The following is an 18,084-nucleotide window of genomic DNA, read 5'->3' as shown; positions in this document are numbered from 1 at the left end:
CATGCGTGCGGCGCTGCGCCAGCTCGGTCGCGATGCCTCCCTGTCGGCGGTCCTGGCCGGGGTGGTGGCCACGCTCATCTCCTTCGCCGGGCCGCTGGTGATCGTGGTCCAGGCCGCGGCCGGGCTGCCGGCGCCGCTGCTGGCCTCGTGGGTCTGGGCCATCTGCATCGGCAGCGGCGTGCTGGGGATCGTGCTGAGCCTGCGCCATCGCGTGCCGGTGGTGATCGCCTGGTCGATTCCCGGCTCGGTGCTGCTGGTCAGCCTGTTGCCCACGGTCGACTACGCGGTGGCGATCGGCGCCTACCTGGTGGCCAGCGCGCTGCTGCTGGTCATCGGGCTGTCCGGCGCCTTCGACCGGATCGTGGCGCGGCTGCCGCCGGCGATCACCGCGGCGATGCTGGCCGGGGTGCTGTTCGGCTTCGCCACCAAGGCCTTCGTCGGCATGGCCGCGCAGGTGTGGCTGGTGCTGGCGATGTTCGCGGCGTTCTTCATCGGCCGGCGCTGGTTCGCGCCTTACGCGGTGATGGCGGTGCTGGTCACCGGCGTGCTGGTGGCGGCGCTGTGCGGGCAGTTGCAGGGGCCGCTGCCGACGCTGGCGCTGACCGCGCCGGTGTGGGTCGCGCCGCGCTTCGAGTGGCAGGCCATCGTCGGCCTGGGCCTGCCGCTGCTGGTGGTGGCGCTGACCGGGCAGTTCCTGCCGGGTATCGCCGTGCTGCGCACGGCCGGCTATGCGCGGCCGGCGGCCAGCACGCTGCTGGTGTGGTCGGGCGCGGCCTCGGCGCTGCTGGCGCCGTTCGGCTGCCATGGCCTCAACCCCGGCGCGGTCACCGCCGCGCTGTGCACCGGGCCGGAGGCGCATCCGCGCGCCGAGCGGCGCTATGTGGCCGGAGTCTCGGGCGCGTTGGCCTACCTGCTGCTGGGCAGCGTCGCGGGCACCGTGGTGGCGCTGTTCTCCACCTTGCCCAAGGAACTGGTCGCCACGCTGGCCGGGCTGGCACTGTTTCCGAGCATCGCCCACGCGCTCAGCACCGCGCTGGCCGCGCCGCGCGAGCGCGACGCGGCGCTGGTGACCTTCATCGTCGGCGCCTCGGGCATGTCGCTGCTGGGGCTGGGCGCGGCGTTCTGGAGCCTGGTGTTCGGCCTGGCCGCGCATCTGCTGCTGGCGTGGCGACGACCGCGTCTGCTGGTGGGCGTCGAACAGCCGCGCTGAGCCCATCCGTCTTGTATTGGCCCGTCCCGCTCAGTGCGCGGCGCGACGGGGAGGTCTTGCCGCACGCCTGTCATCGCGCGCCCGCTGCCGGGTCGCGCCCGTGCTTCATCACACCTGGTTTGGGGAGAACCACATGCCGTCATCCATCGTCACGCCGCGCCGCGCCACCCTGGCCTGCGCGCTCGCTCTTGCCCTCTGCGCGCCGGGCCTGGCCCAGGCGCAGGACACCACCGATGCGCGCCAGGACGCGCGCATCGCCCAGCTGGAAAGCGAGGTGCTCGCGCTCAAGCAGATGGTCGAACAGCAGCAGACCCAACTGGTCGATGCCCGCACCCGCCTGGCGGAGGCCACCGCGCCAGGCGCACCGCCGCTCAAGGGGCCCGGCGTGCAGGCCAGCGGCGCGCTGCCGCCGGCGCTGACCTCGGCCACCGCGGCCGGCACCGTGGCGCCGGCGACCGCGCCGGGCAAGGCGCCGATCCAGAACACCGCCATCGTCGCCGGCGGCGACAGCCACTTCAGCTTCGGCGGCTTCATCAAGCTGGACATGCTCTCGACCTGGACCAGCGATGGCCCGATCGCCGACAGCACGCCGGGGCGGCTGTTCTATTTCCCCGCGGCCACGCCGGTCGATGCCGGCCCCGGCAAGCAGTACGCCGACTTCCATGCGCAGTTCTCGCGGGTGTGGTTCGGCGTGGACCGCGTCACCGACGCCGGCGACAAGCTCAAGGGCTATGTCGAGTTCGACTTCTTCGGCGGCGGCAACAACAACGTGGGCAACGAGAAGTTCTCCAACGGCTATCCGCCCACGCTGCGCCACGCCTATGTGCAGTGGAACCACTGGCTGGCCGGCCAGACCTGGACCAATCTGATGGACCTGGGCTCGCTGCCGGAGACGGTGGACTTCGTCGGCATCGTCGACGGCACGCTGTTCGCGCGTCAGGCGCAGATCCGCTACACCACCGGCAACTGGTCCTTCTCGCTGGAGAACCCGCAGACCTGGTACCAGAACCGCAGCCCGACCCAGGTCAGCTCCGGCGAGAACGATCTGCCCGACCTCACCGCGCGCTGGACGACCAAGGGCGACTGGGGCCACTTCACCGTCGCGGCGCTGGCCCGGCAGCTGCGCACGGCCGACGACAGCACCTCCGGCTTCGGCCTGAGCGTGGCCGGCTCGATCAAGGCCGGGCCGAAGGACCTGCTGCAGTACACGGTCAGCGGCGGGCCCGGACTGGGGCGTTACATCGGCTTCGGCCTGATCCCCGATGGCTACATCGACACCGCCGGCCGGCTCAAGGCGCAGGACGGCTATGCGGGCTTCGCCGCGTGGCGCCACAACTGGACCGCCAACCTGCGCAGCACGCTGGCCTATTCGGCCGCCTACATCGCCGTGGACGAGCGGGCGGTCGGCGTGCAGGCCACCGAGCGCACCCAGTCCTGGCGCGTGAACCTGATCTACTCGCCGTTCCCGCGGCTGGACGTGGGCGCCGAGCTGAGCTGGGCGCGACGCGATCTGGGCAACGATGCCGAGGGCGAGCTGGGCCGCGTGCAGACCACGGTCAAGTACACGTTCTGAGCACGCGCGGGTCGGTGTGGCCGATGCCGCGAACAGGTGCGCGCGCTGCTGCCACAGCGCGCCACCGATGCACGTCGGCACATCGAACGAGGCACCGCCGCCATGGCGGTCGCCGCATCGATGGCGCCAGCTCAGCGCGGTCGATGCTTGCCGCGCGGCTTGGCAGGCCCGGGCAGGGTGAGCCGGTAGACCAGCACGCGGTTGTCGTTGTCGAAGGCCGAATCGCAGCCATGGCCCTGCATCACGCAGCGGCGGGCGATGAAGTCGTTGTCGTTGCCGACCAGCAGCAGCCAGTCGTCCGGCCGCGCCGGGTCCAGCGCCGGCAGCAGCGCCATGGCTTCCCATTTCTCCGACATCAGCCCGGGGTGTGGGCCCGCGGCGACGTCGAGGTCCAGGCCGACCTGCGCCAGCCGGTCCGGGTCGAGCAGGTTGATCAGCTCGGTCCAGCGCATGGGCTTGATGCCGGGCTTGAGCGCCGTGGACGCGGGCGATGCCAGCAGCGAGGTGTCGCCGCGCTCGTAGCGCGAGCCAGCCAGATTGCTGGCCCCGGCAGTGTCGACCAGCAGGATCGACTTGTAAACGACCGGCTCGGGCTTGTCCGCGCCCAGCCCGGCGCCGTCGCGGGCCAGCAGCAGGAAGCGCGTGTCGTCCAGCACGCGCAGTTCGCTCTGCGCCGCGGTGCGATCGGCCGGCTTGCCGTTGCCCTTGTGCGTGTAGATCGGCAGCTGCACCACGTAGTGGCCGATCGGCCGCTTCGGCAGCGCGTGCCCGGAGACGTCGTAGACCAGCACGCGCGTGTCGCGGCGGCCGGCGTGTTCGCCTGCGGCGGTGTCCTGCACCAGCGCGCTCTGCAGCGCCACGAACAGGCGCGTGCCATCGGGCGACAGGCCCAGGCCCTCGACGCCCTGGTTGTTGCGGCGCCCGTGCTGCGGCGCCTGCAGCGAGCCGAATGCGGGCAGCCCGTCGCGGCGTGGCACGATCGCCGGCGGCGGCTCGATCACCCCGCGCAGACGGCCGGCCGGATCGAAGTAATAGACGTTGGCCGTGTACTCGTCGCCGATGTAGAAGTGCCCGTCGGCGGTGAACTGCAGCGACTCGGCATCGAGCGAGATCTTGCCCGCGCCCGGCCCGCTGGCCGGTGAGGGCAGGGTGAAGCCACCCTGCACCACGGTGTGCGCGCCGGGGTCTGCCCCGGTGAAGGGCTGGCCTTCGAAGTCGCGCAGCGTCAGCCCGCCATCGGGCACCAGGGTCAGCGTCTCGCCCGCCGTCTGGCCCGCGCGCGGTAGGCGCAGCGTCATGCGCAGGCGTTCGAGACGGCCGGCGTAGTCGTAGAACAGGCCGGCGTCCGGATCGTTGCGGCCGCGGTCGGGCAGGGTCCACAGCACGCCCTCGTAGCCATCGCGCGTATGCCGCCACTGGCCGGCCTGCACGCCCAGCGAGGAGAACGACCCCAGCGTGTCGCCCATGAAGTCCAGCGTGCCGGCCGGCACGCGCCCGGCGGCGACCAGGCCGTGATCGACATAGGTCTTGCCGTCGAACTGCACCGCATGCGGCGGCGGTGTGGTGGCCAGGTGCGGCGTGGTGAAGCCCGCCGTGCTGGCCGCGGCCGCCAGCAGCCAGGGCGCCAGACTCATGCGCGCACCCGCGTGCGGGAGCAGGACGTTGCGTGGACTGCGGAACAACAGCGGAATGCAGGCATGGCAGGATCGGAAGAAGAAGAGGGCAGCGAGGCGGCCACGGCCGCACGGCGCGAGCGTAGCAGCCGCCCGCGCCGTGCCGCATGACCGCAGCGCCCTGGCCGCGACGCGTCGGCGCACAGTAAAACGCCCCGGCAGAGAGAGGGGCCGGGGCGTCTTGGGGATTGGCTCGCGCGATCTTGGGAGCCCGTGGGCTTTCCGCGACGCGGAAAGGATCGCGCACCAACTGCCGGGGTTTTGCTCTGGACGGCACTCCCGGCTAATCCGTCTGTCGCCTCGCGCAGGTCCTGGCCGTCGATCACGCACCGCGCCGGACCTGCGGGCACAGGATGGCGAGCGCGTGCGTCGCCGATGTGACGGTCGGACGATGATTTGGTTGCAGCCTGCCGCGCGCTGATGGCGCGCTCACGGCCGCGCGTGCAGGCTGGCCGTACTGAAGTCACCCAAGGTGCGCTCCGATGGAAGAACCCCGCAAGCACTGGCGGTCCGGCACGGTCGAGGACACGCCGTTCCGCGTGGAGATCTGGAGCCACGACGGCAAGACCATGATCAAGTCGCTGCAGATCGACGATCTGCCGCCCGAGCTGTACGGCGACGACGAACTGCACGTGGCCGATGCCGAGGCCGCCTTCGCCAAGGCCGAGCGCATGGTCGCCGAGCAGCTGCAGCAGCGGCGCCAGATCGAGCAGGACCAGGCCGACCTGGGCCGCGCTCCGGACGCCGACTGACGCCCGGGGGCGCGATCGCCGCGCGCCCCGCAGGTGCGGCAGAACCTGCCGAGACGGCACAATGGGCGCCCTCCGTCCGCGGGACGCGGCGCCGCATCGGCGTCGCCGTGCCGGACGCCCTTCCTGCCCGGGATCAACGCCGGCCATGCGCCTGACCGACTCCGCCGTGCCGCGCTTCGACTGTGACGACCCCCCGGTCGACTCGCACGGCCCCTGTCTTCGACTCGATGGCCGAGCTGGCGCAGGCATGCGGCGGGTGCGCGCGTGATCGATCGCCTGCCGCGGCTGGACCGCATCGATCTGAACATCCTGGCCGAGCTGCAGCGCCAGGGACGGATCACCAACGCCGACCTGGCCGACCGGGTCGGTCTGTCGCCCAGCCCGTGCCTGGCGCGGGTCAAGCGCCTGGAGCGCGCCGGCTACATCGCCGGCTACGGCGCGCGGCTCGACCTGGCCAAGCTGTTCCGCGTGCAGGTGGTCTATACCTCGGTGACCCTGGACAACCACCGGCGCGAGGACTTCGACACCTTCGAGGCCGGCCTGCGCAGCGTGGAGGAGCTGACCGAATGCCACCTGGTCAGCGGCGGCTTCGACTACCTGCTCAAGTTCGTGGTGCGCGACGTGGCCCACTACCAGTCGCTGGTCGAAGGCCTGCTGGATCGGCACATCGGCATCAGCAAGTACTTCTCCTACATCGTGATCAAGTCGCCGATCCTGCGTGGCGAGGTGTCGGTGAAGTCCTTGGCCTGAGCGCCGCGTTGAGCCGCGGTTGGGGTGTGGGTCGGCAGGATCTGCTGCATGGTAGATGCGGAAATTCTCCGTGAAATCGCCGATAATTCTCACGCCAAGAGCTTCCTTCCCGAATGAGCGCAGCAGCATGTGCCGCGCAACCGCGCCAGACCTCAAGCTTTCACCGCGCAGGGGTGGCGAACGCGGCCAATCTGCCGGAGGGGTTCGGGTAAGGTTTTCTCCGCTGGCCGCGATGGGCCTGACGAACGACAAGGTGAGGCCATGCGTGTGCTGGTGATGGGAAGTGGCGTGATCGGCACGACCACCGCGTGGTACCTGGCTCAGGCCGGGTTCGAGGTGTGCGTGGTCGATCGCCAGCTCGGCCCGGCCCTGGAGACCAGCTTCGCCAACGCCGGCCAGATCTCGCCGGGCTATGCCTCGCCGTGGGCGGCGCCGGGCGTGCCGGCCAAGGCCTTCAAGTGGCTGTTCCAGAAGCACGCGCCGCTGGCGATCAAGCCCGGCCTGGACCCGCGCCAGTACAGCTGGCTGCTGCAGATGATGGCCAACTGCACCAGCGCGCACTACGCGCGCAACAAGGCGCGCATGGTGCGCCTGTCCGAATACAGCCGCGACTGCCTGGACGAGCTGGTCGCCGCCACCGGCATCGCCTACGAAGGCCGGCGCCTGGGCACCATCCAGCTGTTCCGCACCCAGGCCCAGCTGGACGGCGCGGCCAAGGACGTGGCGGTGCTGGACGAGTACGGCGTGCCCTACGAACTGCTCGACCCGGCCGGCATCGCCCGCTACGAGCCGGCGCTGGCTTCAGCGCCGGTGGCGCTGGTCGGCGCGCTGCGCCTGCCCAACGACCAGACCGGCGACTGCCATCTGTTCACCCGACGGCTGGAGGCGATGGCGCGCGAGGCGGGGGTGGAGTTCCGCTACGACACGCGCATCGAGGCGATCGAGGCCGACGGCCGCCGCATCACCGGTGTGCGCCTGGACGGCCGGCTGGAGACCGCCGACCGCTACGTGCTGGCCCTGGGCAGCGAGTCGCCGCGGCTGCTGGCGCCGCTGGGCCTGGACCTGCCGGTGTATCCGCTCAAGGGCTATTCGCTGACCCTGCCGATCCTTGAGCCGGCGATGTCGCCGGTGTCCACGATCCTGGACGAGAGCTACAAGGTCGCCGTGACCCGCTTCGATGCGCGCATCCGCGTGGGCGGCATGGCCGAGGTGGCCGGCTACGACCACGTGCTCAACCCGCAGCGCCGCGAGACGCTGGAGCTGGTCGTGCGCGACCTGTATCCGCAGGGCGGCGCGCTGGAGCAGGCGCAGTTCTGGACCGGGCTGCGCCCGGCCACGCCGGACGGTACGCCCGTGGTCGGGGCCACGCCGCTGGACAATCTCTACACCAACACCGGGCACGGCACGCTGGGCTGGACCATGGCGTGCGGCTCGGGCCGCTACCTGGCCGACCTGATGGCGGGCCACGCGCCGGCGATCGACACCGAAGGCCTGGACATGTCCCGTTACCGCAACAGCGCCGCCCGCGGCGCGGCCGCCTGATGCGCCCGGCCCGTGCACTGATCGACCTGGGCGCGCTGCAGGACAACTACCTGCTGGCCAAGCGCCTGCGCGGCGGCAAGGCCGTGGCGGTGGTCAAGGCCGACGCCTACGGCCACGGCGCGGTGCGCTGCGCGCGCGCGCTGACCGGCATCGCCGACGCCTTCGGCGTGGCCTGCCTGGAGGAAGCCATCGAGCTGCGCGAGGCCGGTATCGAGACGCCGATCCTGCTGCTGGAAGGCTTCCTCGAGGCGGCCGAGCTGCCGCTGATCGATCACCACCGGCTGTGGACCGCGGTGGCCTCACCCTGGCAGCTGCAGGCGCTGGCGCGCTACAGCCCGCAGCAGCCGCTGCACGTGTGGTTGAAGCTGGACAGCGGCATGCACCGCCTCGGCCTGTCGCCGGCGCAGTTCGCCGAGGCGCTGGTCGCGCTGCAGCGCGATCCGAAGATCGCCTCGGTGGTGGCGATGAGCCACCTGGCGCGCGCCGACGAGCTGGACAGCGACTTCAGCGAGGTCCAGCGGCGCGTGTTCGAGCAGGCCACGGCCGACTTCGCCGGGCCGACCAGCTTCAACAACTCGCCGGCGCTGTTGGGCTGGCCCGGCATCCGCAGCGACTGGGTGCGCCCCGGGCTGATGCTCTACGGCGCCAGCCCGTTCGCGCTGGACGCGGGGCCGGCGCACCCGCTGCGGCCGGTGATGCAGCTGGAATCGGCGCTGATCGCCGTGCGCGACCTGCCGGCCGGCGAGTCAGTCGGCTATGGCGCGCGTTTCACCGCGCCTGTGCCGATGCGCATCGGCGTGGCCGCGATGGGCTATGCCGACGGCTATCCGCAGCGGGCGCCCAACGGCACGCCGGTGCTGGTCGATGGCCAGACCACGCGCGTGATCGGGCGCGTGTCGATGGACATGCTGACCGTGGACATCACCGATCTGCCCGGCGCCGATGTCGGCAGCCGCGTGACCTTCTGGGGCGCATCGCCCACCGCGACCCGGATCGCCGAGACCTGCAGCACCAGCCCTTATGCGCTGCTGTGCGGCCTCAAGCGTGTGCGCCGCGAATATCTCGATGCCCCGATGGGATCCGCCGCGCGCGTTGCGTCTACGGCGTCGGCGTCTGGCTGATCGAGTCGCGCGCTTCCGCTGCTCTGCAAGCCTAGGGTCTCGCTGTCTTCCGAGCTTGGAGCCTCGTCTTCCTCCGAGTCTCGAAGCTCGCCATCTCAAAAGCCTCAAAGGTCGCCATCCCTCAAGCCTCCAAGTCGTCATCCCCGCGAACGCGGGGTCCAGCGACTTCATCTTCTCCGCGCGCAAGGCACTGGATCCCCGCCTTCGCGGGGATGACGGGGGATGTGTGCGATATCGAGCGCGCGTTCCGGCGCACGGGCAGATCCCCGGAACCGTCACTCCCGCGAAAGCGGGAGTCCATGGACGTCGCGCGGCCTGGGTCAGCGTCCATGGATCCCCGCGTTCGCGGGGATGACAAGACAGATCTGCGATATCGAGCACGCTCTTCGGCGCACGGAGGATCATCGGACCCGTCGCTCCCGCGAAGGTGAGAGCCCATGGACGTTGCGCGATCTGGACGAACGTCCCTGGATCCCCGCGTTCGCGGGGATGACGCCTTCAAGCCAAGTTTGCTGAGGGCGGGTCTCGACGTGCCCGCGCGGATTTCCAATCGCCCGGCTACCGCCAGGGCAGGCAGACCGGCTACCGCGTCTCGGCCAGCTCGAACATCCGCATGACCTCGCAGAAGCCGGCCTGCACGGCGGCGCGTTCGCCCGGCGGCAGGTCGCGGGTGGCGGCAGCCAGCAGCTTGATCGCCCAGGTGCGCTGATCGTCGCGGCTGCTGCGCGCGAAGCCAGCCAGCTGCGTTGCGGCCGTGGACACACGTTCCTGTACGAGTTCGCGTTGGATCGGCATGGTTCCCCCTGCAGGGCCGCTCCCCAGCGGCCCGGCCATCCTAGCGCGGCCGCGCCGACGATCAAGCCGGCGAGCCCCGGGGCCGGTGCGATGTCGCGCCCGATGGCGCCCGGATGACCGCGCCATGGCCCAAAAGGGACATGCGCTGTCCGCTGGCGGCCCCCGATTTTTTGCGCAGTTGGCGAGGAAGGCGCGGCACAGGCGCAGGGTCCGCTTCGGCAACTGCGCAAAACCCCAGACTGGCCTCTGATCCGAAACCCTTAAGAATCCGTTATTTGGTGCATGCGCACCCGTGTGGTGCGCAATGACACATCCGGGCCCGGATGTGCATCTTGCGGCGCAGCATGTAAGCGGTTGCAACTCCTGATACGGTGCCGCCCGCCAACGAACCCGAGGCCCGGAAGAGGAGAGCTTCCAGTGCCAAACGCCACAGCCAATCCGCACGCCACGCACCAATTTGATGCTGCACTGCAGCAGGCCGCCGGGTCCCGGACGGGCGGTCGTTCCCTGTGTGTCACCGCCGGCACGTCGCGTCGATGAACGTCACGATCAAGGACGTCGCCCGCGCCGCCGAGGTGTCCGTGGCCACCGTGTCGCGTGCCCTCAACGGGCGCCAGTACGTCGCCGACGAGGTGCGGGCCCGCATCCTGCAGGTCGCCAGTGAGCTGCGCTACAGCCCGCACCATGCCGCCCGCGCGCTGAGCAGCCGCCGCACACACACCATCGGCGTGGTCCTGCCCGACCTGTACGGCGAGTTCTTCTCCGAGCTGATGCGCGGCATCGATCACGCCGCGCGCGAACGCGGCCTGCACCTGCTGGTCTCCAGCTGCCACGGCAGCCTGGCCGAGCAGCGCGATGCGCTGCGCGCCACGCCCGGGCGGGTGGACGGCGTGCTGGTGATGTCGCCGTTCCTGGGCAGCGTCGAATCCCTGGACGAGGCCCTGGCGCCGGACGTGCCGGCGGTGCTGATGAACTGCGCCGGCAGCCCGCGCGCGGCCGTGCTCAACGTGGACAACCACGGCGGCGCCTTCGCCATGACCCGGCACCTGCTGGACGTCGGCCATCGCCGCATCGCCTTCATCGCCGGGCCCGAGGACAACTTCGATGCCCGCGAGCGCCTGCGCGGCTACTGCGAGGCGCTGGCCACGGTCGCCGATGCGGCCGAACCCTGGGTGGTGCAGGGCAACTTCGACGAGGCCTCCGGCTATGCCGCGGGCGAGGCCTTCGCCGCCGGCGAGCGCCCCGATGCGGTGTTCGCGGCCAACGACATGACCGCGCTGGGCTGCCTGTTCGCCCTGCGCAAGGCCGGCCTGCGCGTGCCCGAGGACATCGCGGTGGCCGGCTTCGACGATGTGCCGATGGCGCGCTACGTCAACCCGGCGCTGACCACCATGCGCGTGGACATCGCCAGCCTGGGCGCGCGCGCCCTGCATCTGCTGCTGCAGCACCCGGCCCTGGGCGGCGAGTCCGGCACGCCGGTCGATACCGCCCCGCTGATCCCGCACCTGGTCGTGCGCGACTCCAGTGCCACCCCGGAGCGCCGCATGGCCTGACCCCTCCGTCCAGCCGCTGTCTTCTTCCCGCTTTCCCGCACGACACGTCCCACAAGAAAAACACGCGATCCGACTGCCCTAAGGAGGGCACCGTCATGAAGAATAAGCACGCCATCTCCCGCTCCCCGTCCCGCAGCATCCTGGCCATCGCACTGGCCGGCTGCATGGTCGCCTCGGTGCCTGCGTTCGCGCAGTCGTCCAACGCCACGCTTCGCGGCAAGGCCGAAAGCGGCGCGGACGTCACCGCCACCAACACCGCCACCGGCCTGAGCCGCCGCGTGACCGCCAGCGCCGACGGCAGCTACGCCCTGGTCGGCCTGCCGCCGGGTACCTACAAGATCCAGGCCGGCGGCGTGGAAAAGACCGTCACCCTGGCCGTGGCCACCTCGGTCAGCCTGGACATGCAGGCCGCGGACGCGGCGCCGGCCGGCGACGCCAAGGAGCTGGACACGGTGCGCGTCAAGGCGCCGCCGCTGCAGGAGGTCAAGACCTCCGAGGTCGGCACCAACGTGTCGCTGCAGCAGATCAACTCGGTCCCGCAGCTGACGCGCAACTTCCTCGAGTTCGCCGACACCGTGCCGGGCATGCAGTTCACCACCGACTCCTCGGGCCATAGCGATATCCGCGGCGGCGCGCAGCAGACCTCGGCGGTCAACGTCTACATCGACGGCGTGGGCCAGAAGAGTTACCTGTTTGGCGGCGTGTCCGGTCAGCAGCAGAGCGCGGGCAACCCGTTCCCGCAGCTGGCCATCGGCGAGTACAAGGTCATCACGTCCAACTACAAGGCCGAGTTCGACCAGGTCGGTTCGGCGGCGATCGTGGCGGCGACCAAGTCGGGCACCAACGAGTTCCACGGCGAAGTGTTCGGTCGCATGACCAACTCCGACTGGCGCAAGCCGACCGTGGCCGAGGAGCAGTCCGCCGACGGCAAGCAGAAGACCCACCAGAACGAGTACGGCTTCGCGCTGGGCGGTCCGATCATCCAGGACAAGATGCATTTCTTCGTGGCCTACGAAGGCAAGGGCTTCGAGATCCCGGCCGACCCGGTCGCGGTGACCAACAACAACTTCCTGTCTTATTCCGATGACCTGCCGGCGTCGGTGCAGGCCAAGTACGGCCCGATCACCCGCCCGTTCAACGAGGACCTGTACTTCGGCAAGATCGACTGGGAGATCGGCGACAACGATCGCCTGGAGCTGACCGCCAAGGTGCGCCGCGAGGACAGCATCGACAGTATCGGCGGCAGTACCACCGCGCAGGCGGCCAAGATCAACAACAACAAGGAACACCGCTACGACCTGAAGTGGGAACACTACGGTGAGGGCTTCTTCAACGAGGCGCGGATCACTTACGAAGATGTCCTGTTCAACCCGACCGCCAGGGTGTTTGGTGGTCAGCAGGTCTACACGGCCCGACAGAACCAGAACGATGTCCTGATCTACGACGGTGCGACCTCGGGCTTGTCCATCCAGCAGAAGGGGCAGAAGGGCCCGGCGTTCCAGGACGACCTGACGTTCAACAGCTTCAGCTGGCACGGCGACCATGTCATCAAGATGGGCGTCAAGTACAAGGATGTGGAGCTGACCCAGAGCGAGAATTCCACCGTCAATCCGTCGTTCTATTACGCGGTGACCGATGGTGGTGGTACTCAGTCCATCCCCTATCAGGTCGTCTTCAACTATCCCTACGAGGGCTTCTCGCCCAAGGTCACCACCAAGGACAAGCAGATCGGCCTGTACATCCAGGACGACTGGGACGTCAACGACAAGCTGCAGCTGAACCTGGGCGTGCGCTGGGACTACGAGAAGGTGCCCTCGTACCTCGATTTCCAGACGCCGCAGGCTGTCGTCGACGCGATCAATTCGCAGGATCCCAATGCGCCGGCCGGCCAGACCTTCGCCCAGACGATGGCCAAGGGCGGAGTGGACATGAACGACTACATCAGCACCGGCAACAACCGCAAGGCGCAGAAGGGCAACATCGCTCCGCGCCTGGGCTTCTCGTATGACTTCAACGCCGACCAGCGCTGGGTCTTGTTCGGTGGCGCCGGCCGCAGCTACGACCGCAATCTCTACGACTACCTGGGCCTGGAGCAGGTCAAGGGCGCGCTGTCGCAGTACACGGTCAAGTTCATCGAGTCCGGGTCCTGCGCCGCCCTGGTGCCGCAGGAGTGCGTGAACTGGAATCCGTCTTACCTGTCCGGCATCGATGCCGTGTCGGGCCTGGTGGTCGACCCGACCTCGCGCGCTGGCACCGAGGTCGACATGCTCAACAACGACCTCAAGACGCCGTATTCGGACCAGTTCTCGCTGGGCCTGCGCCACCAGATGGGCGACTGGAACACCTCGGCCACGCTGGCCTACGTGCACAGCAAGGACGGTTTCGCTTTCACCCTGGGTGCCCGCTATCCGGATGGCAGCTTCTGGGATGGCAGCAGCCAGCCCTGGGGCCACAACGCCACCGGCCTTGGGACCATCATCCTGGGCGACAACGGCATCGAGACCAAGACCAAGCAGCTGCTGCTGTCGGCCGACAAGCCGTACACCAAGGAATCGGGCTGGGCCTTCTCGGCGGCGTATACGTTCTCCGACGCCAAGGGCAACCGCGGCGGCGACGAGCATTACTCGTTCGATGCGGCGAGCATCCATGACTACCCGTTCATCAACCTGCAGGCGGTACCCAAGCATCGCCTGGTGCTGACCGGGACCTACGACCTGCCGTGGGAGATCAGCCTGTCCGGCAAGCTGACCCTGGCTACGACCCAGCCCCTCAACGTCTCGGCCACGCCGGACACCTGGGGTGCGGCGCCTGGCCCGGCGTACGTTGCCGCGCTGAAGGACCTGCCGGGTCAGAAGTTCCTGGTGGGCGGCCCGATCTTCGGCACCCGTCAGTTCGACCTGTCCCTGTCCAAGGACATGCACGTCACCGAGAACGTCACCGTCCAGGTGCGCGCCGACATGATCAATGTCTTCAACTGGGACAACCTGAGCAGCTACTTCATCAACTACGGCTCCGGCGGCGTGTACTCGCCTATGGTCACCTACAACGACACCAACACCGCCGTCAGCTACACCCCGCCGCGTACGCTGTTCCTCAGCGCGCGTGTGACCTGGTAAGCACTGCGGCATTGGCATCGTAGTAAAGACATGGCCCGCGCAAGCGGGCCTTGTCTTGTGAGGACATGGGGAGCGCGCACGTGGCATCAGAGAGCATCGCCAGCATCGTGGTGGTCGGCGGGGGCGCGGCCGGTTGGTCGGCCGCCGCGGCCTTGATCCGTCATCTGCCCCATTGCCGGGTCCAGCTGGTGGAATCGGAGGAGATCGGCATCGTCGGCGTGGGCGAGGCCACCGTGCCGAACGTGCGCTATTTCAACCGGCAGGTCCTGGGACTGGAGGAGGGGGAGTTCGTCCGGCGCACGCAGGGCACGTTCAAGCTCGGGATCGAGTTCCGCGACTGGCGCCGGCCCGGAGATGCCTACATGCATGGCTTCGGGGCGGTCGGTTACGACATGGGGCCGCTGGCCTTCCATCAGCTCTGGCTGCACGAAGTCCGCGCGGGGCGGGCCGATGCCGATATCGGGCGCTACGTCCTGCAGAACCTTGCGGCCCGGCAGGGGCGCTTCATGACCGCGCCCGCCGATGCGCCGGCGGGCTCTCCGTTGGCCGATATCGCCTATGCCTACCACTTCGACGCCACGCTCTATGCCGGCTATCTGCGCGAGCGGGCCGAGCGCCAGGGCGTGGTCCGTGTGGAAGGGCGCGTGGTCGAGGCGACGCTGCGCGCGCAGGACGGATTCGTCGAGGCCGTCGTGCTGGCCGACGGTCGCCGCATCGAGGGCGACCTGTTCATCGATTGCTCCGGCTTCCGCAGCCTGCTGCTCGGCGAGGCCCTGCAGGTGCCCTGGGTGGACTGGAGCCACTGGCTTCCCTGCGATCGCGCCGTGGCCGTGCCCTGTGCGCCGGCCGGGCCGCCCGAGCCTTTCACCCGCTCGACCGCACGGACGGCGGGCTGGCAGTGGCATATCCCGCTGCAGCATCGCGTCGGCAATGGCCACGTCTACAGCAGCGCCTTCATGGACGATGCGACCGCCACCGAGCAGCTGATGTCCAGCCTGGAAGGGCCGGCGCGCGCCGAGCCGCGCCTGCTGCGTTTCGCCACCGGGCGGCGCGCGCGCTTCTGGGAGCGCAACGTGGTGGCGATGGGGCTGGCCAGTGGTTTCATGGAACCGCTGGAATCCACCAGCATCCTGCTGGTCCACAACGCGGTGTTGCGCCTGCTCGACGTCTTCCCCGACAAGCGCTTCGATCCGGCCCTGCTGCGGCGCTACAACGAGACGACCGTGTTCGAATGGGAGCGCATCCGCGACTTCCTGATCCTGCACTACAAGGCGACCGAACGCGACGACAGTGACTTCTGGCGGCATTGCGCCGCCATGGCGATCCCCGATTCGCTGCAGCAGGTCATCGACCTGTTCGCCGGCAGCGGGCGCTATCACCGCAATGGCGAGGAATTCTTCTCGACCAGCAGCTGGGTTCAGGTCCTGCTCGGACAAGGCATCGTGCCGCGGCGGGAGCATCCACTGCTGGCGGCCATCCCCGAGCCGCAGATCCAGCAGTTCGTCGGTCGCGTCGCCCAGGTCCTGGACAACTGCGTGGCCGCGATGCCGCCGCACGAGCAGTTCATTGCGCGGACATGCGCCGCACCGCCGCCGCGCCTCAGCTGAACCGGGCGCGGTTTCTGCACGCGACACGCAGGGCGCGACAGGCATCATGAGCGCCCGACCCAAAGCGGCAGGTGTGCGTCATGGCCAGCGATGAACCGAACGTCCCCGGCGTCGAGGACTACGAGGCCGCCGCGGGCGGCTGGGGCGCGCTGCGCGCGGTGGCCAAGGCGCTGAAGGACCAGATGGACGTGCCGCGCGAGACCTCGGCGCTGCGGCGGGTCAACCAGCCCGATGGCTTCGACTGTCCGGGCTGCGCTTGGCCCGATCCGGCGCATACCTCGTCCTTCGAGTTCTGCGAGAACGGGGCCAAGGCGGTCAGCTGGGAGGCCACCGCCAAGCGCGCGACCCCCGAGTTCTTCGCCCGGCACCGTGTCAGCGAGCTATGGGCGTGGAACGACCACCAGCTTGAGGACGCCGGTCGCCTGACCGAGCCGATGGTCTACGACCACCAGAGCGACCGCTACATGCCGATCGGCTGGGACGAGGCGTTCGAGCGCATCGGTCGCGCGCTGCGTGCACTGCCGTCGCCGGACATGGCCGAGTTCTATACCTCGGGGCGCGCGTCGAACGAGGCCGCGTTCCTGTACCAGCTGATGGTGCGCGAGTTCGGCACCAACAACTTCCCCGACTGCTCCAACATGTGCCACGAGGCCACCAGCGTGGGCCTGCCGCAGTCCATCGGCGTGGGCAAGGGCACGGTGACGCTGGAGGACTTCGATCACTGCGACGCGCTCTTCAGCTTCGGACACAATCCGGGCACCAATCATCCGCGCATGCTCACCACGCTGCGGGCGCTGGCCAAGCGCGGCGTGCCAATCGTCGCGGTCAATCCGCTCAAGGAACGCGGCCTGGAGCGCTTCGTCTCGCCGCAGCATCCGACCGAGATGCTGACCAACCACGGCACGCAGATCGCCCAGGCCTACTACCAGGTCAAGGTCGGCGGCGACGCGGCCATGCTCAAGGGCATGATGAAGTGGCTGCTGCAGGCCGATGCGGACGACATCGCGGCCGGCGGCACGGGGCTGCTCGACCGCGCCTTCATCGGCGAACACACAGAGGGTTTCGAGGCGCTGCGCGCGGACATCGAGGCCACGCGCTGGGAGGACATCGTGCAGGCCTCGGGCCTGGCCCGCGCCGACATCGAGGCCGCGGCCCAGGTCTATGCCAAGGCCGAGCGCGTGATCCTGTGCTACGGCATGGGCATGACCCAGCACCTGCGCGGCACGCAGAACGTGCACCTGATGGCCGACCTGCTGCTCCTGCGCGGCAACATGGGCAAGCCCGGCGCCGGCATCGCGCCGATCCGTGGCCATTCCAACGTGCAGGGCGACCGCACGGTCGGCATCACCGAAAAGCCCACCCAGGCGCTGCTCGACGGCATCCAGGCCAAGTACGGGTTCTCCTTCCCACTCAGCCATGGGCACGATGCGGTGGAGGCGATGAAGGCCATCCGCGACGGCCGCTCCAAGGCCTTCGTCGCGCTGGGCGGCAACCTGGCCGTGGCCATGCCCGATCCGCAGGCCTGCTTCGCCGCGATGCGTTCGCTGGACCTGGCCGTGCATATCGCCACCAAGCCCAACCGCTCGCATCTGATCCCGGCCAGGGAGACCTTCCTGCTGCCGTGCCTGGGCCGCACCGAGCGCGACGAGCAGGCCGGCGGCCCGCAGTCGGTGACGGTGGAGGATTCGATGTCGATGGTGCATGCCTCGCAGGGCGCGCTGACGCCGGCGTCGGAGCAGCTGCGCTCGGAGCCGGCGATCATCGCCGGCATGGCCGGTGCGCTGCTGCCGCACAGCAAGGTCGACTGGGCGTGGCTGGTCGAGGACTACGACCGCATCCGCGACGGGATCGAGGCGGTGTTCCCGATCTTCCGCGACTACAACCAGCGCATCCGCACCCCGGGCGGGTTCCGCCTGCCCGTCGGCGCCTCGGTGCGCGATTGGGGCGGGCCGGGCAAGAAGGCGCAGTTCCTGGTCGTCGAAGGGCTGGCCGAAGACGCGCCGGTGGCGCAGCCGGGCCTGCTGACCCTGACGACGCTGCGCGCGCACGACCAGTACAACACCACGCTCTACGGCCTGAGCGATCGCTACCGCGGTGTGCACGGGCGGCGCGACGTGGTGTTCCTCAACGCCGAAGACCTGGCCATGCTGGGGCTGGAGCAGGGCGATCTGATCGACGTGGCCTCGCGCCTGCCCGGCGCGAACGGCGAGGACCACACCGTGCGCGGCTTCACCGCAGTGGCCTACGACATCCCGCGCGGCTGCGCGGCGATGTACTACCCGGAAGGCAATTGCCTGGTGCCGCTGGAGAGCTACGACCGGCAGTCCGGCACGCCGACCTACAAGTCGGTGCCGGTCAAGGTCAGCGCCGCGGCCTGAGGGCGGGTGCTGCG

At 69.5% G+C, this 18,084-nt stretch carries 12 protein-coding genes; 10 read left to right on the top strand and 2 right to left on the bottom strand.

Going from position 1 to position 18,084, the window contains the following annotated elements; all coding sequences use genetic code 11:
- Window position 1 precedes the first annotated feature (1 nt).
- Both WFQ05_RS11630 and WFQ05_RS11625 read left to right on the top strand, forming a co-directional pair.
- Window positions 2-1,210, top strand: a complete 1,209-nt coding sequence (locus WFQ05_RS11630) for a benzoate/H(+) symporter BenE family transporter (RefSeq protein ID WP_337053928.1) — start codon at window positions 2-4, stop codon at window positions 1,208-1,210.
- A gap of 133 nt (window positions 1,211-1,343) precedes the next feature.
- On the top strand, window positions 1,344-2,783 hold the full coding sequence (locus WFQ05_RS11625; RefSeq protein ID WP_337053926.1) for a DcaP family trimeric outer membrane transporter: 1,440 nt from the start codon (window positions 1,344-1,346) through the stop codon (window positions 2,781-2,783).
- Window positions 2,784-2,914: 131 nt separating this feature from the next.
- Here the strand turns inward: WFQ05_RS11625 and WFQ05_RS11620 are convergent, their stop codons facing one another.
- On the bottom strand, window positions 2,915-4,417 hold the full coding sequence (locus WFQ05_RS11620; protein WP_337053925.1) for an esterase-like activity of phytase family protein: 1,503 nt from the start codon (window positions 4,415-4,417) through the stop codon (window positions 2,915-2,917).
- Window positions 4,418-4,938: 521 nt separating this feature from the next.
- On the opposite strand from WFQ05_RS11620, the gene WFQ05_RS11615 reads away from it, so the two are divergent.
- The 4 genes from WFQ05_RS11615 (at window position 4,939) to alr (ending at window position 8,621) form a co-directional block, all read left to right on the top strand.
- Window positions 4,939-5,208 (top strand): hypothetical protein, encoded by a 270-nt coding sequence (locus WFQ05_RS11615; RefSeq protein WP_130524319.1) that lies wholly within the window; start codon window positions 4,939-4,941, stop codon window positions 5,206-5,208.
- Between the two features lie 267 nt (window positions 5,209-5,475).
- Window positions 5,476-5,958 carry a winged helix-turn-helix transcriptional regulator gene (locus WFQ05_RS11610; RefSeq protein WP_205954359.1) on the top strand — a complete coding sequence of 161 codons (483 nt, stop codon included), beginning with the start codon at window positions 5,476-5,478 and terminating at the stop codon, window positions 5,956-5,958.
- A gap of 261 nt (window positions 5,959-6,219) precedes the next feature.
- Complete coding sequence (locus tag WFQ05_RS11605; protein WP_337053924.1) at window positions 6,220-7,500, top strand: D-amino acid dehydrogenase; 1,281 nt, start codon at window positions 6,220-6,222, stop codon at window positions 7,498-7,500.
- Window positions 7,500-8,621, top strand: a complete 1,122-nt coding sequence (gene alr / locus WFQ05_RS11600) for an alanine racemase (RefSeq protein WP_337053923.1) — start codon at window positions 7,500-7,502, stop codon at window positions 8,619-8,621. The genes WFQ05_RS11605 and alr overlap by 1 nt, the downstream gene beginning before the upstream one ends.
- 582 nt (window positions 8,622-9,203) lie before the next feature.
- On the opposite strand, the gene WFQ05_RS11595 is transcribed toward alr, so the two are convergent.
- Complete coding sequence (locus WFQ05_RS11595; protein WP_130516958.1) at window positions 9,204-9,416, bottom strand: hypothetical protein; 213 nt, start codon at window positions 9,414-9,416, stop codon at window positions 9,204-9,206.
- 536 nt (window positions 9,417-9,952) lie between these two features.
- Between WFQ05_RS11595 and WFQ05_RS11590 the strand changes: the two genes are divergently transcribed.
- The 4 genes from WFQ05_RS11590 to WFQ05_RS11575 all read left to right on the top strand — a co-directional run bounded on the left by WFQ05_RS11590 (window position 9,953) and on the right by WFQ05_RS11575 (window position 18,070).
- On the top strand, window positions 9,953-10,969 hold the full coding sequence (locus tag WFQ05_RS11590; protein WP_130524315.1) for a LacI family DNA-binding transcriptional regulator: 1,017 nt from the start codon (window positions 9,953-9,955) through the stop codon (window positions 10,967-10,969).
- A gap of 95 nt (window positions 10,970-11,064) precedes the next feature.
- Window positions 11,065-14,085 carry a TonB-dependent receptor gene (locus tag WFQ05_RS11585; RefSeq protein WP_337053922.1) on the top strand — a complete coding sequence of 1,007 codons (3,021 nt, stop codon included), beginning with the start codon at window positions 11,065-11,067 and terminating at the stop codon, window positions 14,083-14,085.
- Between the two features lie 80 nt (window positions 14,086-14,165).
- Window positions 14,166-15,692: a tryptophan halogenase family protein gene (locus WFQ05_RS11580; protein ID WP_337053921.1), complete on the top strand. Its 1,527-nt coding sequence runs from the start codon at window positions 14,166-14,168 to the stop codon at window positions 15,690-15,692.
- A gap of 80 nt (window positions 15,693-15,772) precedes the next feature.
- Window positions 15,773-18,070 (top strand): FdhF/YdeP family oxidoreductase, encoded by a 2,298-nt coding sequence (locus tag WFQ05_RS11575; protein WP_337053920.1) that lies wholly within the window; start codon window positions 15,773-15,775, stop codon window positions 18,068-18,070.
- The last annotated feature ends 14 nt before the right edge of the window (window positions 18,071-18,084 follow it).

Source organism: Pseudoxanthomonas sp. USHLN014, from assembly GCF_037153335.1.
Taxonomy (GTDB): Bacteria; Pseudomonadota; Gammaproteobacteria; order Xanthomonadales; family Xanthomonadaceae; genus Pseudoxanthomonas_A; species Pseudoxanthomonas_A winnipegensis.
This window is presented reverse-complemented; position numbering and strand designations above follow the sequence as displayed.